This window comes from Micrococcus sp. HMSC067E09, from assembly GCF_001812555.1.
GTDB lineage: Bacteria > Actinomycetota > Actinomycetes > Actinomycetales > Micrococcaceae > Micrococcus > Micrococcus lylae.
The window spans coordinates 121801-141488 of sequence record NZ_KV809438.1 but is presented as its reverse complement, the minus strand read 5'-3'; the positions used below and the strand labels follow the sequence as shown (position 1 = coordinate 141488).

Genomic DNA, 19688 nt, shown 5'->3' with positions numbered 1-19688 from the left:
CGCGCATCCTACTGACCGACAGGGCCTGTGCCCCACGGCTGTCCGACGCTCGGGCACACCCGACGCCGCGGGGACCGGATCAGCCTTTCCGGGCCGCCAGCACCGCGTCGTACAGCTCGTTCTTGCGCACGCCGTGGGCGGCCGCCACCTCGGCGGCGGCCTGCTTCATCCGCTCGCCGTCGGCAACCCTCTGCTCGACGACGGCCACCAGCTCCTGCAGGCTCGTCGCCTCCGCCTCGCCGCCGGGGCCGACGACGAGGACGATCTCACCGCGGATGCCCTCGCCCGCCTGACGCTCACGGGCCCAGGCCAGCAGCTCGCCGACGGTGCCGCGGACGATCTGCTCGTGCAGCTTCGTCAACTCGCGGGCCACGCACGCGGGGCGGTCCGCTCCGAGCACCTCCACGAGGGACTCCAGCGCCGCCGTGATCCGCTGCGGGGACTCGAAGAACACCACGGTCCGCTGCTCGGTGCGGATCTGCTCGAAGGCGCGGGTCCGCTCCCCCGCCTTGCGCGGGACGAAGCCGTCGAAGGCGAAGCGGTCCGTCGGGAGCCCGGACAGGGCCAGCGCCGTCGTCACGGCGCTGGCCCCCGGCGCGCAGGTCACGGCCAGCCCCTCGGCCGCGGCGGCGGCCACCAGCCGGTGGCCCGGATCGGAGACGGTCGGCATGCCGGCGTCGGTCACCACGGCCACGGTGGCCCCGTCCCGCACCAGAGCCAGCAGCCCCTGGGCGGAGGCGGCCTCGTTGTGCTCGTGGTGCGCCATGAGCCGCCCGGCCGGCGTCACGCCGAGCTTCCGGCACAGCTGCCGGGCCATGCGGGTGTCCTCCGCCGCCACCACGTCCGCGGTGGCGAGCACCTCGCGCAGCCGGTCGGTGGCGTCGCCGAGGTTCCCGATCGGCGTGGCCGCGAGGATCAGCTGTCCGGTCATGCGTGTTCCTCCCCTGTCGCCGGCAGGGCCGGCCTGCACCCACGGCGTCGTGGCAGGCACAGGCGCGTGCCGTCGTCGTCCAACACTGTCTGCGCCGCACTCTAGCCGCCACACCGACCCGGCCCCGTAGCATGGCAGGGTGCCCCGAACCTCCGTCGCCCCGCCCTCCCGTGCCCTGACCGGCGCGCGCGCCGGCGACCCGTTCTCCGAGGCAGCGCTGCGCGCCCGCCTCGACGTGCGGACGGCGGCGATGACGAGATGGGACTGGATCGTCCCGCTGCTCATCGCGCTGGCGGCGGGCGTCATGCGGTTCACGGCCCTGGACTTCCCGGACCGGCTGGTCTTCGACGAGACCTACTACCCCAAGGACGCCTGGTCCCTGCTCCACTTCGGCTATGAGCGCTCCTGGCCGGACGACGTGAACGACGCCTTCGCCGAGGGCACCGCCACCCCGGACCCGGACCCGGCCTATGTGGTGCACCCGCCGCTGGGCAAGTGGCTGATCGGCCTCGGCATGCTGGTGTTCGGCCTGGACAACGGCTACGGCTGGCGCTCGGCCGCAGCCCTGGCCGGCACGCTCTCCGTGCTGCTGACGGTGCTGATCGGCCGCCGCCTGTTCCGTTCGCTCACCCTGGGCGCGCTGGCCGGCGTCCTGCTGGCCACCGAGGGCCACCACCTGATCCTGTCCCGCATCGGGCTGCTGGACATCTTCCTCTCCTTCTTCGTGGTCGCCGCCTTCTGGGCCCTGCTCAAGGACCGCGACGACGGCCGGGCACAGCTGGCGCGCCGCCTCGCCTCCTCGCTCGGCGCGGCGGGGGACCATGCTCGCCGACGACGGCTCCTCGCCTCCGGCCCGCTGCTAGGCTGGCGTCCGTGGCGGCTGGCGGCCGGCCTGCTGCTCGGCGCCGGCTGCGCTGTGAAGCTCTCCGGCCTGGCGTTCATGGCCGTGTTCGGTCTGATGACGGTGCTCTGGGACATGGAGGCCCGCCGCACCGCCGGCATCCGCCACTGGCTGCGCGCCGGCGTCACCCACGACGGCCTGGGTGCATTCCTCGCGGTGGTGGGCGGCGGCCTGGCCGTCTACCTGGCGTCCTGGACCGGGTGGTTCCTCAGCACGGACGGCTACTACCGTCAGTGGGGCGCAGAGAACCCCCCGAGCGCCTGGTGGGAGCACCTGCTACCGGACGCGCTGCGCTCGCTCATCCACTACCACCAGGAATCCACCAACTTCCACGAGGGCCTCACCAGCCCCCACGACTACGCCTCCAGCCCCTGGACGTGGCCCTTCATGGGACGGCCCGTCAGCTACTTCTACGAAGGCGGCGATCCGGGCGAGGGGCCCTGCATCGGCATGGACGTCACGTGCTCCTCCGCCATCACGGACATCGCCAACCCCCTCCTCTGGTGGTCCGGTCTGGCGGCCGTGCTGGTGAGCCTGTGGCTCTGGATCGCGCGGCGGGACTGGCGCGCCGGCGCCCTGCTGGGGGCGTATCTCGCCGGCCAGGTGGTCTGGTTCCTGTGGCCGGAGCGCACCATGTTCTTCTTCTACACGGTGGCCTACGAGCCGTTCCTGGTGCTCATGGTGGTCCTGATGCTGTCTGTGCTGCTGCGTCCCGGCGGCCGGCTCGGGCAGCGGGGCGGCGCCCTGCTCATCCTCGCGTACACACTCCTGGTGCTCGCCGTTTCCGTGTTCTTCCTGCCCCTCTGGACCGGCGAGGTCCTCCCCTACGAGCACTGGCGCTGGCGCATGTGGTTCGCCAGCTGGATCTGAGCCCCTCCGGGGCCGTCCCTGCTACGCAGATCGCTCCGGGTGTCTGTAGGCTCTGTACCTGTGCAGAAGCCCACTAGCCTGACCGAGACCTCGACTGCCCTCGCCGCCGACCTGCCGGAGGACAGCAACATCACGGACCTCGTCCTGTCCTCCCAGGCAGAGGCCCCCCACGCCCCCGTGTACGCGGTGCGCAACGGCGCCGGCGGCTGGCTGGACGTGAGCTTCTCCGCCTTCTTGGACCAGGTACGCAGCGTCGCCCGCGGCCTCATCGCCCAAGGTGTGGAGCCGGGCGACCGTGTGGCGATCTTCGCCCCCACCAGCTACGAGTGGGCCGTCCTGGACCAGGCGATCTGGTTCGCCGGAGCGATCTCCGTACCGATCTACGAGACCTCCTCCGCGCACCAGGTCGAGCACATCCTCTCCGACTCCGGGACCACGCTGGTCGCCTGCGGCAGCGCCTCGCACGAGAAGACCGCCCAGCGCGCTGCCCACGACGGCGGCCTGGAGGTCTCCACCTTCCAGCTGTCCGGCACCGGACTGCACGAACTCGCCGCCGGCGGCACGGACGTGGACGAGGCGACCCTGGAGGCCGCCCGTTCCACCGCGGACCTGGACGACGTCGCCTCGCTGGTCTACACCTCCGGGACCACCGGCAAGCCCAAGGGCGCCATGATCACCCACCGCAACTTCGCGGCGGGAGGCCTGAACGTGCTCGCGTTCGCCTACGAGGTCGTGGCCTGGAAGGAGTCCGGGCACAATTCCCGCACACTGATGTTCCTGCCGTTGGCCCATGTGCTGGCCCACGCCGTGCAGGTCATCTGCCTCGTCGGCCGCATCCAGATCGCCCACACCCCCTCCATGGGCACGCTCACCCGGGACCTGGCTTCCTTCCGCCCGAACTGGCTACTGGCCGTTCCGCGCGTGTTCGAGAAGCTGGAGGCCGGTGTGGCCACCAAGGCCAAGAACGCCGGGCAGGGGAAGGTCTTCGACGCCGCCCGCGCCACCGCGATCGCCTATTCGAAGGCCCAAGAGGACGCCGCACGCGGCACGGGTGCCGGGCCGCGCCTGGCACTGAGGGCCAAGCGTGCCGTGTTCGACCGCCTCGTGTTCTCCAAGCTGCGCGCGGCGCTCGGCGGGGCTGTGGAGTACTCGGTGTCCGGAGCCTCCGCCCTGGACCCGGAGCTGGCCCACTTCTTCCGCGGCGCCGGCCTGCCGATCATGGAGGGCTACGGCCTCACCGAGACCACCGCACCGGCCACCGTGAACATCCCGACCGCCATGCGCATGGGCACGGTGGGCCTGCCCGTGGCCGGCACCACCGTGCGCATCTCCGAGGACTCCGAGGTGCTCGTCAAGGGGCCCATCGTGTTCAAGGGCTACTGGGAGAACGAGGAAGCCACCGCCGAGTGCTTCGACGACGACGGCTACTTCCTCACCGGGGACCTCGGCACGCTCGACGAGGACGGCTACCTGTCCATCGTGGGCCGCAAGAAGGAGCTCATCGTCACCGCCGGCGGCAAGAACGTCTACCCCACCCCCATGGAAGAGGGGCTGCGCCGCGATCGCCTGGTCAACCACGTGGTGGTGGTGGGTGAGAACCGCCCCTATGTGGGTGCCCTCATCACTCTGGACCCCGAGGCCCTGGCCGAATGGTGCAAAGACAACGGCCGCGGCGAGATGAGCGTGTCCGAGGCCGCCCAGGACGAGCAGGTCCGTGCCGCCGTCCAGGCAGCTGTGGACCGGATCAACGAGGGCGTCTCCCGCGCCGAGTCCATCCGCAAGTTCGTGATCCTGGACCACGAGCTGTCCGAGGGCTCCGGCCATGTGACCCAGTCCATGAAGCTCAAGCGCAGCACCGTGATGGAGGACTTCAAGGCGGACGTGGAGGCCCTCTACGGCCCGCGCAAGAGGGCCTGATGCAGAAAGAAGCGGGCCCCGCACCGATCGTCTCGGTGCGGGGCCTGATCGTGTGCGGGGCCTGATCGTGTGCGGGGCCGGCTGCCGGCCGGCGCCGGGTGGACGGCGTCGAAAGGTCAGCCGACCTCCGCGTTGTCCTCGCGGTACCAGCGGCCGCGGGTCGCCTCCAGCTGCAGGCGGCGGTCCCAGGCGGCCTCGCGGCGGCGACGGGTCGGGGCCGTGACGATCAGCGTGACCACGGCGACCAGCAGCGAGACCAGGGCGATGGCGATCGCCGCGTCGATCCAGAACTGGCCCGGGTACAGGCGGATCAGACCGTCGTTGGCCGCGAAGGTCCACGTCCCGTCCGCGAAGAACAGCTGGTGGAAGCCGGCGAACAGGCCCTCCCAGCCGAGGACGCCGAGCACGGCGAGCACCAGCACCGCCACGATGAACCACAGCGCCCCCGCGAACAGGGCACGGCGCACGCCGCCCGGGGAGTTCTTCACCAGGTAGGCGATCAGCAGGGCGCAGACGACCGCCAGGACGACGCCCACGGCCATGGTGACCAGCATGACCACCTTCACGTCCACCATGTGCGCGACCTCCGCCTCGGTGAACACCGGGTCTCCGTCCGCCTGCAGCTGGTGCAGGTAGCGGGCGCCGGCGGCGTTGAACAGGAAGTCGAGGCCGGCCGAGCCGTAGTGCAGACGGTCCTGGAGGGAGAAGCCGTACTGGTCCTCCGGGAAGCCCGGGCGGTGGTACTCCAGCCACAGGAACACCGGCGAGGCCACCAGGCGGACCACGCCGATCAGCAGCACGATCGGGGCGAGGATCGCCAGCAGGGTCTGCGCGATGCGCGGGCCGGTGACGGGCAGACGGCCGTCCGGGTCGCGCTGGGTGCGGGAAAACGCCTGGGTGGCCACTCCCCCGGCGCCGGCGACGGCCATCGGGGCGTGCGCGCCCCCGCGGTCGTAGGCGCCGCGCTCGGCCAGCTGGTCCTGCGAGTACGGCTCGTCACGGTCAGTGGAGGTCGCCCACGGACGCTCCGTGCGCTCGGCACGGACGTCGCGCTCGGCGTGGACGTCACGGCCGTCCCGGCGCTCGTCCACGGTGTCCATGACCCCGGTCGGGTAGCCAGAGCCACCCTCCGGCGGCACCGGGGCCGAGGCCGCCACCGGACGGGTGGCCACCACGTCACGCTCGCCGGCGGCGCGGTCCGCGGTGTCCTGACGGCGCAGCTCGTCGATGTCCTCGCGGCTCAGGGACGCCGTGGACTGGTGGTCCGCCTCGTCGGCCCACCCGGAACCGTCCTCGCGGTCCTCACGGGACAGCACCATGGTCTCGTTCTCCTCGCCGGAGGCGCCCTCCCGCCGCAGGGCCACGGTCTCCTCGTCACCGGACGCCGAGCGGTCGGTGCGGTCGCCGCCGGAGGCGACCGAGCCGTCGTCGTGGTCCTCCCGCGGCAGGGCCACGGTGCGGTTCGGGTCCTGGTCCGCGTCGTCCTCGATGAAGGCGCCGTAGTCCAGGCCGGACTCGAACTCGGAGGACTCGGCGGTCTGCTCGCCCTTCTTCTTGCCGAACGGCCGACGGCCGCCGGATGCGGTGGAGCTCATGGGGATCCCTCCTGGGGAAGTGGAAGCGGGTCGGGGGCTCAGTAGCGGTAGTGGTCGGCCTTGTACGGACCGGCCACGTCCACGCCGAGGTACTCGGCCTGGACCTTGGTCAGCTCGGTCAGGCCCACGCCCAGGGCGTCCAGGTGCAGGCGGGCGACCTTCTCGTCCAGGATCTTCGGCAGGGTGTACACCTGCTTCTCGTAGTGGTCGCCGGTCAGGGCGCCGGTGCCGGCGGAGCCGCCGAACAGCTCGATCTGCGCCATCACCTGGTTGGTGAAGGACGCGGACATCACGAAGCTCGGGTGGCCGGTGGCGTTGCCCAGGTTCAGCAGACGGCCCTCGGAGAGCACGATGATCGAACGCTCAGCGTCCGAGCCGGCGTCGAAGGTCCACTCGTGCACCTGCGGCTTGATCTCCGTCTTGACCGTGTTCGGCAGGCGGTGGAGGCCGGCCATGTCGATCTCGTTGTCGAAGTGGCCCACGTTGCCGACGATCGCCTTGTCCTTCATCGCCGTCATGTGCTCGGCCATGATGATGTCCTTGCCGCCGGTGGTGGTGATGAAGATGTCACCGGCGGACACCACATCCTCGAGGCGGGCCACCTGGAAGCCGTCCATGGCGGCCTGCAGCGCGCAGATCGGGTCGATCTCGGTGACGATCACACGGGCACCCTGGCCGCGCAGGGCCTCGGCGGCGCCCTTGCCCACGTCGCCGTAGCCGCAGACCACGGCCACCTTTCCGCCGATCAGCACGTCCGTGGCCCGCATGATGCCGTCCGGCAGGGAGTGGCGGATGCCGTACTTGTTGTCGAACTTGGACTTGGTGACCGAGTCGTTGACGTTGATGGCCGGGAACAGCAGCCGCCCGTCCTGGGCCAGCTGGTACAGGCGCAGCACACCGGTGGTGGTCTCCTCGGACACGCCGCGGACCGTCTTCGCGGTGCGGGTCCAGTGCTGCGGGTCCTCCGCCAGGCGACGGCGCAGGGTCTGGAGGATGATCCGGTACTCCTCCGGATCGTCCTCCGTGGCGGACGGCACGGCACCGGCGGCCTCGAACTCCACGCCCTTGTGGAGCAGCAGGGTGGCGTCGCCGCCGTCGTCCAGGATCACGTTCGGGCCCAGCTGCGGGTCCTCCGCCGCCCCCGGCCAGGTCAGGATCTGGGAGGCGGTCCACCAGTAGTCCTCCACAGACTCGTTCTTCCAGGCGAACACCGGCACGCCCTGCGGGTCCTCGGGGGTGCCCGAGCCCACGACGACGGCGGCCGCGGCCTCGTCCTGGGTGGAGAAGATGTTGCAGGAGGCCCAGCGGACCTCGGCGCCCAGAGCGGTCAGGGTCTCGATGAGCACGGCGGTCTGCACGGTCATGTGCAGGGAGCCGGCAATGCGGGCGCCGGCCAGCGGCTGGGACTCGCCGTACTCCTCGCGCAGGGCCATCAGGCCCGGCATCTCGTGCTCGGCCAGGCGGATCTGGTGGCGGCCTGCCTCGGCGAGCGCGAGGTCACGGACCACGAAGTCGAAGTCCGCACCGGGCACGGTGGTGCGGTTGGAGTACTGCGGGTCGACGTCAGGCGTGGCAGCGGTGGTCTCAGTCATACGGACCAGCCTACGTCCGAGGCGCCTGTGAACGCGCGGGGCGCGGACTCAGTCGGTCTCCTCCGAGCCGCGGATCACACGCAGCCCGCCACGGCCGGGACGGGCCGGACCGTCCGGGCCGCCCAGCGAGGGGCGCGGAGCCTGCTCGCCGTCCGCCGTCGGCCGGGATGCGGCCGGCCGGGACGGGGCGGCATCGGTGACGGACGTGGCGGAGGAGGCGGGGCCGTCGTCGTGGGTCTCCTGCTGGTCCTGACCGCGCGGCGGGACGGCCGAGGACGCCGTGGGCGTGAGCGGCCGGGCGGTGCGCTGCGGGCGCAGCGCGTTGGCGACCGCGAGCAGGTCGTCCGGGCCCGGGACCGGCTCGTAGCGCTCCGGCAGCTCCAGACGCAGGATCTCCCAGCCTTTCGGGGCCGTCATGGCCGCGGCGTGCTCGCCGCAGAGGTCATAGGTGTGCGGCTCGGCGCGGCGCGAGAGCGGGCCGATGACCATCGCCGAGTCGGCATAGTTGTACGTCAGGGTGGCCAGCGCGTTCCGCTGGCACCCCGTCTTGCTGCATCGACGCATGGCTCCCACGGCGCACCACCCTACTCGGGATCGGGCGCGGCGCGGATGACCTAGCCTGTGGCCATGTCCGATTCGCCGTTCACGCCGCTCGAGTTCTCCGCGCAGCCGCGGGAGGAGCCTGCGGCCGGTGGGGAGGAGTCTGCGGCCGGCGGGGACGGTGCGGGCGGCGGCGTGCCGTGGAGGTCCCGGGACCGGCACGGACGCGGGCTGCGCCACCCGCTGCCGCTGGGACGGCGGGCGCGGCGGACCCGGCAGGACCGGCTGGAGACGGCGGTGGAGAAGGCCGTGGAGAAGATCGGCGGGCTCGGCGAGCCGGCGCTGATCGGGATGGTGGTGCGGGTGCAGCGGATCCCGGACCACGCGGACGGGCTGCTGCGGGAGCTGAGGGCGGGGATGCCGCCCGGGCCGGAGCGGCTGTGGGCGAGCGTGGGACGGCGCGGCGACGGCACGCTGGTGGTGACCCTGCATGAGCGGCCCATCCTCTCGGCCGTGGAGTCGGACGAGCTGGACACGGCGGTGTACGCGACCGTGCTGGCCCGGTGCGCGGAGGAGATCGGCCGGGACCCGGAGCAGCTCGACCCGGGCTGGGGCAGCCTCTGAGCTGGGCCCTTGTGGTGTGGGGGACGTTGTGGGGGACCACTTTGGGGATACAACACGGTGTTGAGATCGAAGAACGTGACCGTGTCTGCCCCTCACTTTCACGTGGTCTGAGTGATGCCGGGCCTGGGAGACCCCGTGGCCTCTCCCGCTCGCGGGTCCGGCCGAAGCCCTCACGTCTTCCCCCACGAATCCCGATGCCGCCGCACCTGCCGGATGAACGATCGGAAGCCCTCGCGCTGGTCGTCCACGTTGGCCTTGAGCGTCCGCCATCCTCTCTCGGCGGCGTACCGGTCACGCCGAACGTCACGCGTCTGCTGCTCGGCCGTGCGGTGTCCGGCGCCCTCGTACTGCATGGCGAGCCTGCAGTCCTCGTAGCCGAGGTCGGTCTCCGGGGAGTCCTCATCGTCCGGGTCGATCGGACACTGCAGTTCGGGTTCGGGAAGGCCTGCGCGGAGGAGGGCGAGCCGCAGCTTCGTCTCCGGCGGAGCATCGGCGCCGACTCGCACGAGTTCCAGGGCGTCCTTGGCAAGACGCTTCCCCTTGAACTGTCCCACCTGATCGACCGCCTGCCTGATCTGTTCCACGGTGCTGAGCGGAGGCAGACGTCCACCCGGATGCCAGGGATGCTTCACCAGGTGGTCTCCGGCTGCCACGAGGTCGTCCAGCAACCACGGGTAGCCGAGGGCGCAGAGGTCCAGCCACGTGCGCTCGAGAGTGGTGACCCGCAGTCCGTGGACCTCGGTGACGTGCCGGGCATCCAGCTTCCTCCGGTGGTCCACCACACCACTGCGGCGGATCCGCTTCGTGCCCTTCGGCAGGGTGATGTGGACGGGCGGGAGATCGCTGGTCCGGTAGCCGCTCGGGTCTCGGTGGAGCCACGGAGCATGGGGCATCGGGATCCCGTGCAGGTGTGCCGCAGTCTCATGGGAGAGCACTCCCGAAGGATGAAGGGTGAGCAGGGCCGCCAGGAAGTCCGGAAGGGTCCGGTGCCCCGGCTCCGGCAGGCCCAGGCTCTGCCAGCTGCGGAGAGTCGCGTCCCGGCGCAGGTAGATCCCGTGGTCCAGATGTTCGAGGTCCTGTGCGCGCAGCCGTTCGGGGCTGAGCCCGGACGCCCGCACGTCACGGCTGGTGATGATCGCCGGAAGGCCGTTGTCGAGAGGTCGTGGAAAACTGCCCATGCTCCACACAGTGGCGGGCAGGCAGGCGGCTGCGCCTCGGGGGCAGCCTCATCTGTGGATGGATCCCGGCGGTCGGTCGGCTGTGGAGGACCGGTCGGCTGTGGAGGAACCGACCCCATGACGAGCGCGGCCCCCGGCACCGGCGCGGCGAGAGTGAGGAACAGACACGGTCACGTTCTTCGATCTCAACACCGTGTTGTATCCCCAAAACGCAAAGGGAGGAGCGGGAGCTGAGGGGCAGAGATCAGCCCTGCTGCATCTTCCGCAGCCGGCGGCGCTCACGCTCGGACAGGCCGCCCCAGATGCCGAAGCGCTCGTCGTTGGCCATCGCGTAGTCCAGGCACTCCTGGCGCACCGGGCACGCACCGCAGACCTTCTTGGCCTCACGGGTGGAGCCGCCCTTCTCCGGGAAGAACGCCTCCGGGTCGGTCTGCGCGCACAGGGCGTCCACCTGCCAGGCGAGCTCGCCCTCGATCTCGGCCGGCTCCATGGCCAGCGGCAGCACCTGCCACGGGTCGTCCTTCAGGGACGGGGCGCCCTTCGGCTGCTGCGGGGCGGAAGTCGGGAACAGGGCAGTGACGGTGCCGGCCTGCGGCTCCTGCCCCTGCTGCGCGTCCTCGCCGTCCTCGTCCAGCCCGTGGGCGGTGAGGAACGCGGTGGCCTGGTCCTCGAGCGAGGCCTCCTGCCACCGTGCGGCGTGCGGATCCGCCGGGTCGATGAACCAGTCAGCGGGGACGCTCCGGTCGGGGGACGCGGCGGGCGCAGAGACGCTGCGCCGGACGTCCTCGACTCGTTGCGTGTTCTCCATGACAGGACCCTCCCGGAGGCTTGCACGTGTGTGGTTGGCGGGCGACCACCACACGGCATCTGCATGCCGGCATCGACACCGGGAACACCCGGCCGGATCGCCTCTCGACGTCCACAATTACACCGGTGTAACTCCCCGTTCGTCAAGCCGGGGCCGGGCCTCGACCAGCACCCCCGAACCCCTGTGGCGGACCCTTCCGGACATGCCACACTGGCCACATGATCGCCTTGTCACGCCCCGATTCGAACGCCCCGCTCGCCCGTCGACTGGAGGCCACCGCCAGGCCGGTGCTGATCCATCTTCCGGGCTCGGCCGACGCGGACTCCGGTGTGGATGCCCGCATCGAGGTCTCCGGATCGGTGCTGATGACGTGGGCCGCCAAGACGGCCGCGCTCTGCGCCGCCGAGGACCTCGACGACGGCACCCGCCTCCGCCTGGACCTGCCCGTGCACTGGATGTCCCTGGCGGTCGCCTTCGGCGCCGTCTGCGCCGGCGTTCAGCCGGCCTTCACCGGCATCGACGGCCAGGCCCCGGAGGACGTGGACGCCGTGGTCGCCGAGGACGCCGCCGCTCCGGTGCCGGCCGGTGCGCTCGGGCTGCGCCTGGCCCTGCCACGCGATCTCTCCCCCGTGCGTGCGCACCCGGACGAGGTGTCCGCCGCGGACGTGGACATGGCCGAGGCTCTGCTCGGCGAGGCGGACCGCTTCGCGGACACACCCCGGGTGCCCGCTGCGACGTCCCTCGCGGGCCCCGCCGCCGAGGCCGAGGACGTCCTGCACGTGCCCGGCGCTGCCGTGCTGGCCCGCGGCCCGCTCCAGGCCCGTCACCTGGCCGCCGCCCTGCAGGCCTGGGACGAGGGCCGAGCCGTGGTGGTCTGCGCCGGTGACCTCGCCGCCGCGGCCCGCGAGGCCGGCTTCTCGGCCTGAGCCGCCCCGCCGCTCAGGCCGCTGGGCGCTGGGGGCGGTTCGCGGTCGCCCGCGAGGGGTCCCGCTCCACGGCGTGCGGGTTCTCGGCGGTCGCGGCCGGGACGTCCTCAGGCTGCTGGGTCACATACGGCATCTGGCCGGTGATGACGGCGATGTCGCGCTCGTAGCCGGGCTCGGTGTCCAGCTCCTCGCGGAACACCCAGAAGCGGTAGGCGAAGTAGCGGAAGACGGTGCCGAAGAACAGGCCCACCACGTTGCCGGCGATGAACAGGCTGGTCCTGTCCGTCAGGCCCATGCCGTACTGCGCGATGAACACACAGCCGGCCTGGATGCCGAGGCCGATCGCGTTCATGATCAGGAACATCACGAGCTCACGCACCACGTTGTTCTGGCGGCGGTGGCGGAAGGTCCAGAAGCGGTTGGCCACCCAGCTGAACAGGGTGGCGACCACGCCGGCCACGATCTTGGCCTTGACGTTGGAGCCCTCCAGGGGGCCGGACATCATCCAGAGGAAGACGGCGGAGTCCACAACGAAGGCGGCGGCGCCGACCGTGCCGAACTTGGCGACCTCGCGCCAGAGCAGGGACACAAGGCCGGTGAAGCGGCGCCACAGGTTCGTCAGCATGGAAGGAGGGGTCCTCAGGTCGACAGCAGTGTTCCGCAGTGGGGCGTGTCCGTCGGCGGAGTCGGTCCTCGGCCGGCGACGCCCCTTCCGCGTCGCACCCGCTCACCGCCAGGGCTCTGGCCGATCCGGCGCAGGGCCGTTCGGTCGCGGGCGTGTGGACGAGTGTAAGCCGTCGAAGGACCTGCGCGGGCATGACCTGCCCTTCATGGGGGCAGACTCCCAGCACATCCGCAGACAACACGCGACGCCGCTCACGCGGCACCGCGCCCCAGGTCACGACGACGGCCGCCGGCCTTCCGTCCGTGCCGCCCGTGCCGCCTGTCCCGGACACCCGGAGCCGACCCCGTCGCTGTGATCGGATTCCCAGCCGACGCCGCTAGCCTGGGGGGCGTGACTTCTCCGACTTCTCCTCGACTCGGTGTGATCGGCGGCGGCCAGCTGGCGCGGATGATGGCCGGCCCGGCCGCCGAACTCGGCGTCCGCTTCAGCGTCCTGGCCGAGGCCCCCGACGCCTCCGCCGCCCAGGTGGCCCCGCACACGGTGGGCGACCACGCGGACCTGGAGGCGTTGCGCGCCTTCGCCCGGACGGTCGACGTGATCACGTTCGACCATGAGCACGTCCCCACCGAGCACCTGCGCGCCCTCGAGAAGGAGGGCGTCGCCGTGCGCCCCGGGCCGGACGCCCTGCAGTACGCGCAGGACAAACTGGCCATGCGCGCCGCGATCGAGGAGCTCGGCCTGCCGAACCCGGCCTGGGCCCCGGTCTCGGACGTGGACGAGATCCTCGCGTTCGGCGCCGAGCACGGCTGGCCGATGATCCTGAAGGCCCCGCGCGGCGGCTACGACGGCAAGGGCGTGCTCAGGCTCGACTCCGCCGAGGACGTCCGCTCCTCCGCCGCGGACGGGACCCTGGGCACCTGGCTCGGCGCCGGCATCGCCCCGCTGCTGGCCGAGGAGTTCGTCCCCTTCACCCGCGAACTCTCCGCCCAGGTCGCCCGTACGCCCTCCGGCGAGCTCAGGTCCTACCCCGTGGTGGACTCGGTGCAGACGAACGGCGTCTGCGACCTGGTCACCGCCCCGGCCCAGGACCTCTCCGACGAGCTGGCCGAGGCCGCCGCCTCCGCCGCCAGGGCCATCGCCGAGCGACTCGGCGTGACCGGCATGCTGGCCGTGGAGATGTTCCAGACCGGCGAGGGCGCAGACGGCTTCCAGGTCAACGAGCTGGCGATGCGCCCGCACAACTCCGGCCACTGGTCCATGGACGGCGCCGTCACCGGCCAGTTCGAGCAGCATGTGCGCGCGGTCCTGGACCTGCCGCTGGGGGACGTCTCCCTCCACGGCGAGGCCGTGGTGATGAAGAACCTGCTCGGCGGCGCCAACGAGGACCTGTATGCCGAGGTGCCCCACGCGCTGGGCTCCTTCCCGGAGGCCAAGGTGCACCTGTACGGCAAGGGCGTCCGCCCGGGCCGCAAGCTCGGCCACGTGAACGTGGTCGTCCGCACCGCCGCGGACCTGCCGCACGCCGTGGAGGCCGCCGAGGCGGCCGTCGCCCGGATCCGTGACGGCGGCACCCCGGGCGCCGGCACCCCGTCCGTCCCCTCGACCGTTGCAGCACAGGAGGCCTGACATGACCGCCGCCGAGAACAGCTACACCCGTCCCCTGCAGGAGACCCCGGCCCAGGTGGCCGTGGTGATGGGATCGGACTCGGACTGGCCCGTGATGCGCGCCGCCGCGGACGTGCTCGGCGAGCTGGGCGTCCCGGTGGAGGTCGGCGTGGTCTCCGCCCATCGCATGCCCCATGAGATGGTCGAGTTCGGCGCGACGGCGCACCAGCGCGGCATTCGTGTGATCATCGCCGGTGCCGGAGGAGCCGCCCACCTGCCGGGCATGCTCGCCTCCGTCACACCGTTGCCGGTGATCGGCGTGCCGGTGCGCCTGAAGAACCTGGACGGCCTGGACTCCCTGCTGTCGATCGTGCAGATGCCCGCAGGGGTCCCCGTGGCCACGGTGTCCGTGGATGGCGCCAAGAACGCAGGCCTGCTGGCCGCCCGCATGCTGGGGGCCGGCGAGGGCGAGGAGGCCGCCGCCCTGCGCGAGCGGCTGGTGGCCTTCGCCGCGGACCTGAAGGCCCAGGCGCAGGCGAAGGGCGCCCGCCTGCATGACGAGGTGGCGACCGGCTCGTGAACGCGCAGCTGACCGACTGGCCCGAGACCCTGGGGACGGACCGCGACCCGGTCCGCGACCCCCTTACGGCCACCGCCCCGGAGCGCACGAAGCGCTCCGCGATCCTCCTGCTGCTGACGTTGCTGGTCCCGGGCGGTGCCCAGGTGGTGGCAGGCAACCGGCGGCTGGGGCGTGCGGCACTGCGCGTGACGATGACGGTCTGGGCGGCCCTGCTGGTCTGCCTGCTGATCTCCTTCGTGGCCCGTGGCTGGCTGCTGAACATGCTGGCGAACTCTGTGGTCCTCGGCGTCCTCGCCGTGGTGCTGCTGGTCCTGGCCCTCGCCTGGCTGGTGCTCTGGGTGGACACGTTCCGCCTGCTCAAGGTGGGCCAGCTCGCCCCCGGTGCGAAGATCCTGACGGTGGCCGCCACGATCCTCGCGCTGGTCGTCACCACCGGCGGCCTGACGTACGGCGCCTACCTGACGAACGCAGGCCGCACCTCGACCGGCAAGATCTTCGGCGACGGCCCGAAGGTCCCTTCCCAGGACGGCCGCTACAACTTCCTGGTGATGGGCGGCGACGCCGGCGAGGGCCGCGTCGGGCTGCGCCCGGACTCGATCCACGTGGTCTCCATCAACGCACGGACCGGCGCCACCATGCTGTTCTCCATCCCCCGCAACTTCCAGAACGCCCAGTTCACCGAGGACTCGCCGCTCTGGGACGTCTACCCGGACGGCTACAACTGCGGCGACGAGTGCATCATCAACGCCCTCTACGTGGACGTCACGAACAATCACAGCGACCTCTACCCCGGCGCCGAGGACCCCGGCGCCGAGGCGATGGTGGACGCCGCCGGCGGAATCCTCGGCCTGGACATGTCCGGCTACGTGCTCGTGGACATGGGCGGCTTCTCCCAGCTGATCGACGCGATGGGCGGCATCACCCTGACCTCCGGCGGCTGGGTCACACACCGCGGCGAGCGCCCGGACGGCCAGTGGGGCAACGCCTGGTGGGCACCGGGCACGCACGAGCTGGACGGCAAGAACGCCCTGGCCTTCGCCCGCTCCCGAAAATACTCCACCGACTACTCCCGCATCCGCCGCCAGCAGTGCATGCAGCAGGCGATGCTCCAGCAGTTCTCCCCCCGCACCGTCCTCGCCCGTTTCGAGGAGATCATGGACGCCGGCGAGCAGATCGTGGAGACGAACCTGCCGCAGTCCCAGCTCGGCACCTTCGTGGACCTGGGCGAGAAGGCGCGGGGCAAGAAGATGCAGCGCCTCACCATCGGCGCCCCGGACTTCGGCGACGCCGGAGACAAGTTCTCCACCTTCCCGGACTTCGAGCAGATCCATGAGCGTGTGGGGCAGATGATGGAGGAGGACGGCACTCCTGTGGAGCCCGGCGCCGAGGCGCAGTCTCCGGCCGGCGCCGCCCTGCCGCTGCTCACCGGCACCGCCCCGGAGCCCTCCGTGGCCCCGGAGGTGGACGAGGACGACCCGGACACCTGGCCCGCCGCCCCCACTGACTACGAGGGGATGGAGATCACCGAGGAGACCCTCATGCAGTGGGAGGACGCCGGCCTCGAGAAGGCGCTCCTCCACGCCTCCTCGACCAACCACCTGTGCGCCCCCGGCCGCTGACCGCTCCGGGTCGCCCGGACGGCGCCCCGGCGGTCACGCCGGTCCCGGCGGCCCGGCGCCCCGGCGCCCCGGCGGTCACGGAGACCCCCGACGCGGCGTCGGCTACCCTGGGGACCATGCTTCGACTGCACTCCCCCATCCGCGACTACGCCTGGGGCTCCACCACCCTGCTCGCCGCCCTCCAGGGCCGCGAGCCCTCGGGCGCACCCGAGGCTGAGATGTGGCTGGGCGCCCACCCGGCGGCCCCGTCCGAGGTCGAGACGGGTACAGGCGAGCGGGTGACCCTGGACCGTCTGATCGCCCAGGGCCCGGAGCGCCATCTGGGCGAGGCGGCCCGCTTCGGGCGCCTGCCGTACCTGATGAAGCTGCTGGCGGCAGGCCGCCCGCTGTCCATCCAGGCGCATCCGACCCTCGAGCAGGCCCGGGAGGGCTTCGCGGCCGAGGAGGCGGCCGGCACACCCCTCGACGCCCCGGAGCGCAACTACAAGGACGACAATCACAAGCCCGAGATGGTCGTGGCGCTGACGCCGTTCTCCGCGCTGTGCGGCTTCCGCCGTCCGGAGGAGTCGCAGCTGACGTTCGAGCGCATCGCCCAGGTGATGACGGAGTACTCGGACGGCAACGCCACCGAGGTGGCCCTGGCCGCCCGTCACCTGGCCGTGCTGCTCGCCGACGGGGACGTGACCGGCGCGTTCGCCGAGATCCTCGACCCCGAGTCGATCTGGTCCCGCGGCGGCACCGCCGAACTCGTGGAGGCCCTCACAGGCATGCAGGACCTGATCCTGCACGACGACGCCATCGTCACCGCCCTCGAGGCCGCCGAGCACTTCCCGGACGACCCGGGCGTGCTCGTCACCCTGCTGCTGAACCGCGTGGACCTCATGCCGGGCCAGGCCGTGCACCTGCCGGCCGGCAACGTGCACGCCTACCTGCACGGCCTGGGCGTGGAGATCATGGCCGCGTCGGACAACGTCCTGCGCGGCGGCCTGACACCGAAGCACGTGGACGTCGCGGAGCTGACCCGCATCGTCACCTTCGACCCGCTGCCGGTCCCCTACACGAACCCGGAGCCGGTGGGCCAGGGCACGGTGCGCTACCGCCCGCCGTTCGAGGAGTTCGCCCTCACCCAGCTCACCGCCGAGGGGGCCGACGCCCCTGCCCCCGCCGTCCTGCACGGCCCGGCCATCGCCGTCGGAACCAAGGGCACCGCCGAGGTCTGCTGCGGGGACGAGCGCACCACGCTCGCCCCCGGGGAGGCCGTGTTCCTCTCCGCCGCGCAGACCGCCGCCGCCCCGTTCGAGGTGCGCTCCGGCGACGGTGAGAACACCACGGTCTACGTCGCGTCGATGCCGGCCGACTGACCTCTTTCCCTCCCGACGACGGCCCGCACCCTCGCCCGCCCGGCCCGCCTCCGTCTGAGAAGGGGTGGGCACAGACCAACGGCCCGGTCCCCGCGAAGGGGACCGGGCCGTCGTCGTGATCCGGCCGGCGGAGCCGTTCAGATGTGGATCAGCGGGCGTTCTGCAGCCACTTGGACCACTTGGCCACGTCGTGCTCGGCGTCCACGGTCCGGACGGTGCCGGACTTGGAGCGCATCACGATCGACTGGGTGTGCACGCGGCCGTCCTGGAAGCGGACGCCGCGCAGCAGGTCGCCGTCGGTGATGCCGGTGGCGGCGAAGTAGCAGTGCTCGGAGGTCACGAGCTCTTCGGTGGTCAGCACGGCGTCGAGGTCGAGGCCGGCGTCGATCGCCTTCTGCTTCTCCGCATCGTCGGTGGGAGCCAGCCGGCCCTGGATGACGCCGCCGGTGGCCTTGATGGCGCAGGCGGTGACGATGCCCTCCGGGGTGCCGCCGATGCCCATCATCATGTCCACGCCGGTGCCCGGACGGGCGGCCGCGATCGCGCCGGCCACGTCGCCGTCCAGGATGAACTTCACCCGTGCGCCGGCCTCGCGGATCTGTGCGACCAGCTCATCGTGGCGGGGACGGTCCAGCACGCACACGGTCACCTGGGAGACCGGCTTGTCCAGGGCCTTGGCCACGAGGTTCACGTTCTGCTTCACCGGCAGGCGCATGTCCACGAAGTCGGCGGCCTCCGGGCCCACCACGAGCTTGTCCATGTAGAACACGGCGGACGGGTCGAACATGGTGCCGCGCTCGGCCACGGCGAAGACGGAGAGGGCGTTGTTGTAGCCCATGGCGGTCAGGCGGGTGCCGTCGATCGGATCCACGGCCACGTCCACCGGGGCACCGGTGCCGTCGCCGACCTTCTCCCCGTTGAACAGCATGGGCGCCTCGTCCTTCTCGCCCTCGCCGATCACCACCACGCCGTCCATGTTGACGGTGTCCATGAAGGAGCGCATCGCATCCACGGCGGCGCCGTCGGCCTTGTTCTTGTCCCCGTAGCCGACCCAGGGGCTGGCCGCGATCGCCGCGGCCTCGGTCACCCGCACCAGCTCCATGGCGAGGTTGCGGTCCGGCACGTGGTTCTCGTACCCGGTGTTCTGCGTGGACGCGGTGCCCATGTCTCTCCGATCCAGATCGCGGTGCGCCGGTCCTGCTCGCGGGTCGGCGCCGGGGCCACTCTGCCCCGCCTCCATCCTACGGGCCTGCCGTGCCCGGGGTGGCAGAATGCACGGGTGAGCTCGAGCGAGAACCATCCCGACGTGACCGTCCCCGCCCGCACCGCGCCCGCAGGCGGTGCAGGGCCGGACGGCGGCCGCGCCGCGGCGCCCGCAGACTCCTCGGAGGCCGGCCTCCAGGCGGCGCCGCGTCCGGTGCTGACGGAGAAGCAGGCCAAGCGGGCGACCTCCAGCTCCGTGGCCATGCTGCTGTCCACCCTGTTCCTCATGGCCGTGGTGGCCGCCTTCCTGCTGCTGGCCCCGCCTCCGCCGGCCCCGGAGCGCCAGGACCGCATCGACGTGGCCGAGACGGCCGAGCAGATCCGCGCCGCCGAGGGCGTCCCCGCCGTCGCCCCGGACGTTCCGGAGGGGTGGACCTCCAACTACGCCCGCTGGACCACCCGGGACGGCGTCTCCTCGTGGGACGTCGGCTGGGTGGTGTCGGACGACGTGTTCGCCGGCCTGGAGCAGGCCGCCGAGGCCAACCCCACCTGGACCGCCATGCGCGTGAAGCAGTCCCCGGCCGGCGACCCCGTGGATGTCGGAGGCGTCTCCTGGACCCCGCACGACCCGGAGGGCAAGGACCTGTTCTGGGTCGGCGAGGTGGACGGCACCACCGTGGTGCTCACCGTCACCGGCGACGAGTCCGTGATGCGCGAGCTCGCCGAGTCCGTGACCGCGGCGGCCCGGTGACGGACCTCACGGCGGTCCGCTGATAGACATGACGCCGGACGGGCACGGCCGCCGGTCCGGCC

Annotated in this window: 17 protein-coding genes; 9 read left to right on the top strand and 8 right to left on the bottom strand. The window is 71.9% G+C overall.

Annotated features, from left to right (window positions below; translation table 11 throughout):
• Positions 1 to 79: 79 nt before the first annotated feature.
• A complete protein-coding gene (gene rsmI, locus HMPREF2863_RS06070; RefSeq protein ID WP_070638790.1) occupies positions 80 to 931 on the bottom strand; it encodes a 16S rRNA (cytidine(1402)-2'-O)-methyltransferase in 852 nt (283 codons plus the stop codon).
• Between the two features lie 139 nt (positions 932 to 1070).
• Here rsmI and HMPREF2863_RS06065 point away from each other — a divergent pair, with 139 nt between their 5' ends.
• Positions 1071 to 2702 carry a dolichyl-phosphate-mannose--protein mannosyltransferase gene (locus HMPREF2863_RS06065; protein ID WP_070638788.1) on the top strand — a complete coding sequence of 544 codons (1632 nt, stop codon included), beginning with the start codon at positions 1071 to 1073 and terminating at the stop codon, positions 2700 to 2702.
• A gap of 60 nt (positions 2703 to 2762) precedes the next feature.
• Positions 2763 to 4619, top strand: coding sequence for an AMP-dependent synthetase/ligase (locus tag HMPREF2863_RS06060; RefSeq protein WP_070638786.1), 1857 nt, complete (start codon positions 2763 to 2765; stop codon positions 4617 to 4619).
• Between the two features lie 116 nt (positions 4620 to 4735).
• Here HMPREF2863_RS06060 and HMPREF2863_RS06055 read toward each other — a convergent pair whose 3' ends face one another.
• Genes HMPREF2863_RS06055 through HMPREF2863_RS12405 form a run of 3 tightly spaced genes read right to left on the bottom strand, consistent with a single transcriptional unit; the run spans position 4736 to position 8370 of the window.
• A complete protein-coding gene (locus HMPREF2863_RS06055) occupies positions 4736 to 6214 on the bottom strand; it encodes a TIGR01906 family membrane protein (protein WP_070638784.1) in 1479 nt (492 codons plus the stop codon).
• Between the two features lie 38 nt (positions 6215 to 6252).
• The gene (ahcY, locus tag HMPREF2863_RS06050) at positions 6253 to 7806 is read right to left on the bottom strand and encodes an adenosylhomocysteinase (protein ID WP_167635484.1); all 1554 of its coding nucleotides are present in this window, start codon (positions 7804 to 7806) and stop codon (positions 6253 to 6255) included.
• Between the two features lie 48 nt (positions 7807 to 7854).
• Positions 7855 to 8370 carry a DUF3499 domain-containing protein gene (locus HMPREF2863_RS12405; protein WP_082739472.1) on the bottom strand — a complete coding sequence of 172 codons (516 nt, stop codon included), beginning with the start codon at positions 8368 to 8370 and terminating at the stop codon, positions 7855 to 7857.
• A 63-nt stretch (positions 8371 to 8433) separates the two neighbouring features.
• On the opposite strand from HMPREF2863_RS12405, the gene HMPREF2863_RS06040 reads away from it, so the two are divergent.
• A complete protein-coding gene (locus HMPREF2863_RS06040; RefSeq protein WP_141756376.1) occupies positions 8434 to 8970 on the top strand; it encodes a hypothetical protein in 537 nt (178 codons plus the stop codon).
• A gap of 170 nt (positions 8971 to 9140) precedes the next feature.
• Here HMPREF2863_RS06040 and HMPREF2863_RS06035 read toward each other — a convergent pair whose 3' ends face one another.
• Complete coding sequence (locus HMPREF2863_RS06035) at positions 9141 to 10148, bottom strand: hypothetical protein (protein ID WP_070638780.1); 1008 nt, start codon at positions 10146 to 10148, stop codon at positions 9141 to 9143.
• Positions 10149 to 10392: 244 nt separating this feature from the next.
• Positions 10393 to 10956 (bottom strand): WhiB family transcriptional regulator, encoded by a 564-nt coding sequence (locus HMPREF2863_RS12335; RefSeq protein ID WP_083315261.1) that lies wholly within the window; start codon positions 10954 to 10956, stop codon positions 10393 to 10395.
• Positions 10957 to 11174: 218 nt separating this feature from the next.
• On the opposite strand from HMPREF2863_RS12335, the gene HMPREF2863_RS06025 reads away from it, so the two are divergent.
• The gene (locus HMPREF2863_RS06025; protein ID WP_070638778.1) at positions 11175 to 11882 is read left to right on the top strand and encodes a hypothetical protein; all 708 of its coding nucleotides are present in this window, start codon (positions 11175 to 11177) and stop codon (positions 11880 to 11882) included.
• Positions 11883 to 11895: 13 nt separating this feature from the next.
• Here the strand turns inward: HMPREF2863_RS06025 and HMPREF2863_RS06020 are convergent, their stop codons facing one another.
• Positions 11896 to 12507, bottom strand: coding sequence for a GtrA family protein (locus HMPREF2863_RS06020; protein ID WP_082739470.1), 612 nt, complete (start codon positions 12505 to 12507; stop codon positions 11896 to 11898).
• 390 nt (positions 12508 to 12897) lie between these two features.
• Here HMPREF2863_RS06020 and HMPREF2863_RS06015 point away from each other — a divergent pair, with 390 nt between their 5' ends.
• The 4 genes from HMPREF2863_RS06015 (at position 12898) to manA (ending at position 17672) form a co-directional block, all read left to right on the top strand.
• Positions 12898 to 14133: a 5-(carboxyamino)imidazole ribonucleotide synthase gene (locus tag HMPREF2863_RS06015; RefSeq protein WP_070638776.1), complete on the top strand. Its 1236-nt coding sequence runs from the start codon at positions 12898 to 12900 to the stop codon at positions 14131 to 14133.
• 1 nt (position 14134) lies between these two features.
• The gene (purE, locus tag HMPREF2863_RS06010; RefSeq protein WP_070638774.1) at positions 14135 to 14692 is read left to right on the top strand and encodes a 5-(carboxyamino)imidazole ribonucleotide mutase; all 558 of its coding nucleotides are present in this window, start codon (positions 14135 to 14137) and stop codon (positions 14690 to 14692) included.
• Positions 14689 to 16311 (top strand): LCP family protein, encoded by a 1623-nt coding sequence (locus HMPREF2863_RS06005; protein WP_246828841.1) that lies wholly within the window; start codon positions 14689 to 14691, stop codon positions 16309 to 16311. Before purE ends, HMPREF2863_RS06005 begins: the two co-directional genes overlap by 4 nt.
• A 116-nt stretch (positions 16312 to 16427) precedes the next feature.
• On the top strand, positions 16428 to 17672 hold the full coding sequence (gene manA, locus HMPREF2863_RS06000; RefSeq protein ID WP_070638893.1) for a mannose-6-phosphate isomerase, class I: 1245 nt from the start codon (positions 16428 to 16430) through the stop codon (positions 17670 to 17672).
• A gap of 148 nt (positions 17673 to 17820) precedes the next feature.
• Here manA and glpX read toward each other — a convergent pair whose 3' ends face one another.
• Entirely contained in the window at positions 17821 to 18837 is a 1017-nt protein-coding gene (gene glpX, locus HMPREF2863_RS05995) for a class II fructose-bisphosphatase (protein ID WP_067188124.1), read from the bottom strand.
• Between the two features lie 114 nt (positions 18838 to 18951).
• Between glpX and HMPREF2863_RS05990 the strand changes: the two genes are divergently transcribed.
• A complete protein-coding gene (locus HMPREF2863_RS05990; RefSeq protein ID WP_246828840.1) occupies positions 18952 to 19626 on the top strand; it encodes a DUF4245 domain-containing protein in 675 nt (224 codons plus the stop codon).
• The last annotated feature ends 62 nt before the right edge of the window (positions 19627 to 19688 follow it).

Coding starts and splice junctions, on each gene's coding strand:
- HMPREF2863_RS06025 (WP_070638778.1), top strand. CDS start 11,175: ATGATCGCCTTGTCACGCCCCGATTCGAACGCCCCGCTCGCCCGTCGA.
- purE (WP_070638774.1), top strand. CDS start 14,135: ATGACCGCCGCCGAGAACAGCTACACCCGTCCCCTGCAGGAGACCCCG.
- HMPREF2863_RS06040 (WP_141756376.1), top strand. CDS start 8,434: ATGTCCGATTCGCCGTTCACGCCGCTCGAGTTCTCCGCGCAGCCGCGG.
- HMPREF2863_RS06020 (WP_082739470.1), bottom strand. CDS start 12,507: ATGCTGACGAACCTGTGGCGCCGCTTCACCGGCCTTGTGTCCCTGCTC.
- glpX (WP_067188124.1), bottom strand. CDS start 18,837: ATGGGCACCGCGTCCACGCAGAACACCGGGTACGAGAACCACGTGCCG.
- HMPREF2863_RS12335 (WP_083315261.1), bottom strand. CDS start 10,956: ATGGAGAACACGCAACGAGTCGAGGACGTCCGGCGCAGCGTCTCTGCG.
- HMPREF2863_RS06035 (WP_070638780.1), bottom strand. CDS start 10,148: ATGGGCAGTTTTCCACGACCTCTCGACAACGGCCTTCCGGCGATCATC.
- rsmI (WP_070638790.1), bottom strand. CDS start 931: ATGACCGGACAGCTGATCCTCGCGGCCACGCCGATCGGGAACCTCGGC.
- HMPREF2863_RS12405 (WP_082739472.1), bottom strand. CDS start 8,370: ATGCGTCGATGCAGCAAGACGGGGTGCCAGCGGAACGCGCTGGCCACC.
- ahcY (WP_167635484.1), bottom strand. CDS start 7,806: ATGACTGAGACCACCGCTGCCACGCCTGACGTCGACCCGCAGTACTCC.
- HMPREF2863_RS06055 (WP_070638784.1), bottom strand. CDS start 6,214: ATGAGCTCCACCGCATCCGGCGGCCGTCGGCCGTTCGGCAAGAAGAAG.
- manA (WP_070638893.1), top strand. CDS start 16,428: ATGCTTCGACTGCACTCCCCCATCCGCGACTACGCCTGGGGCTCCACC.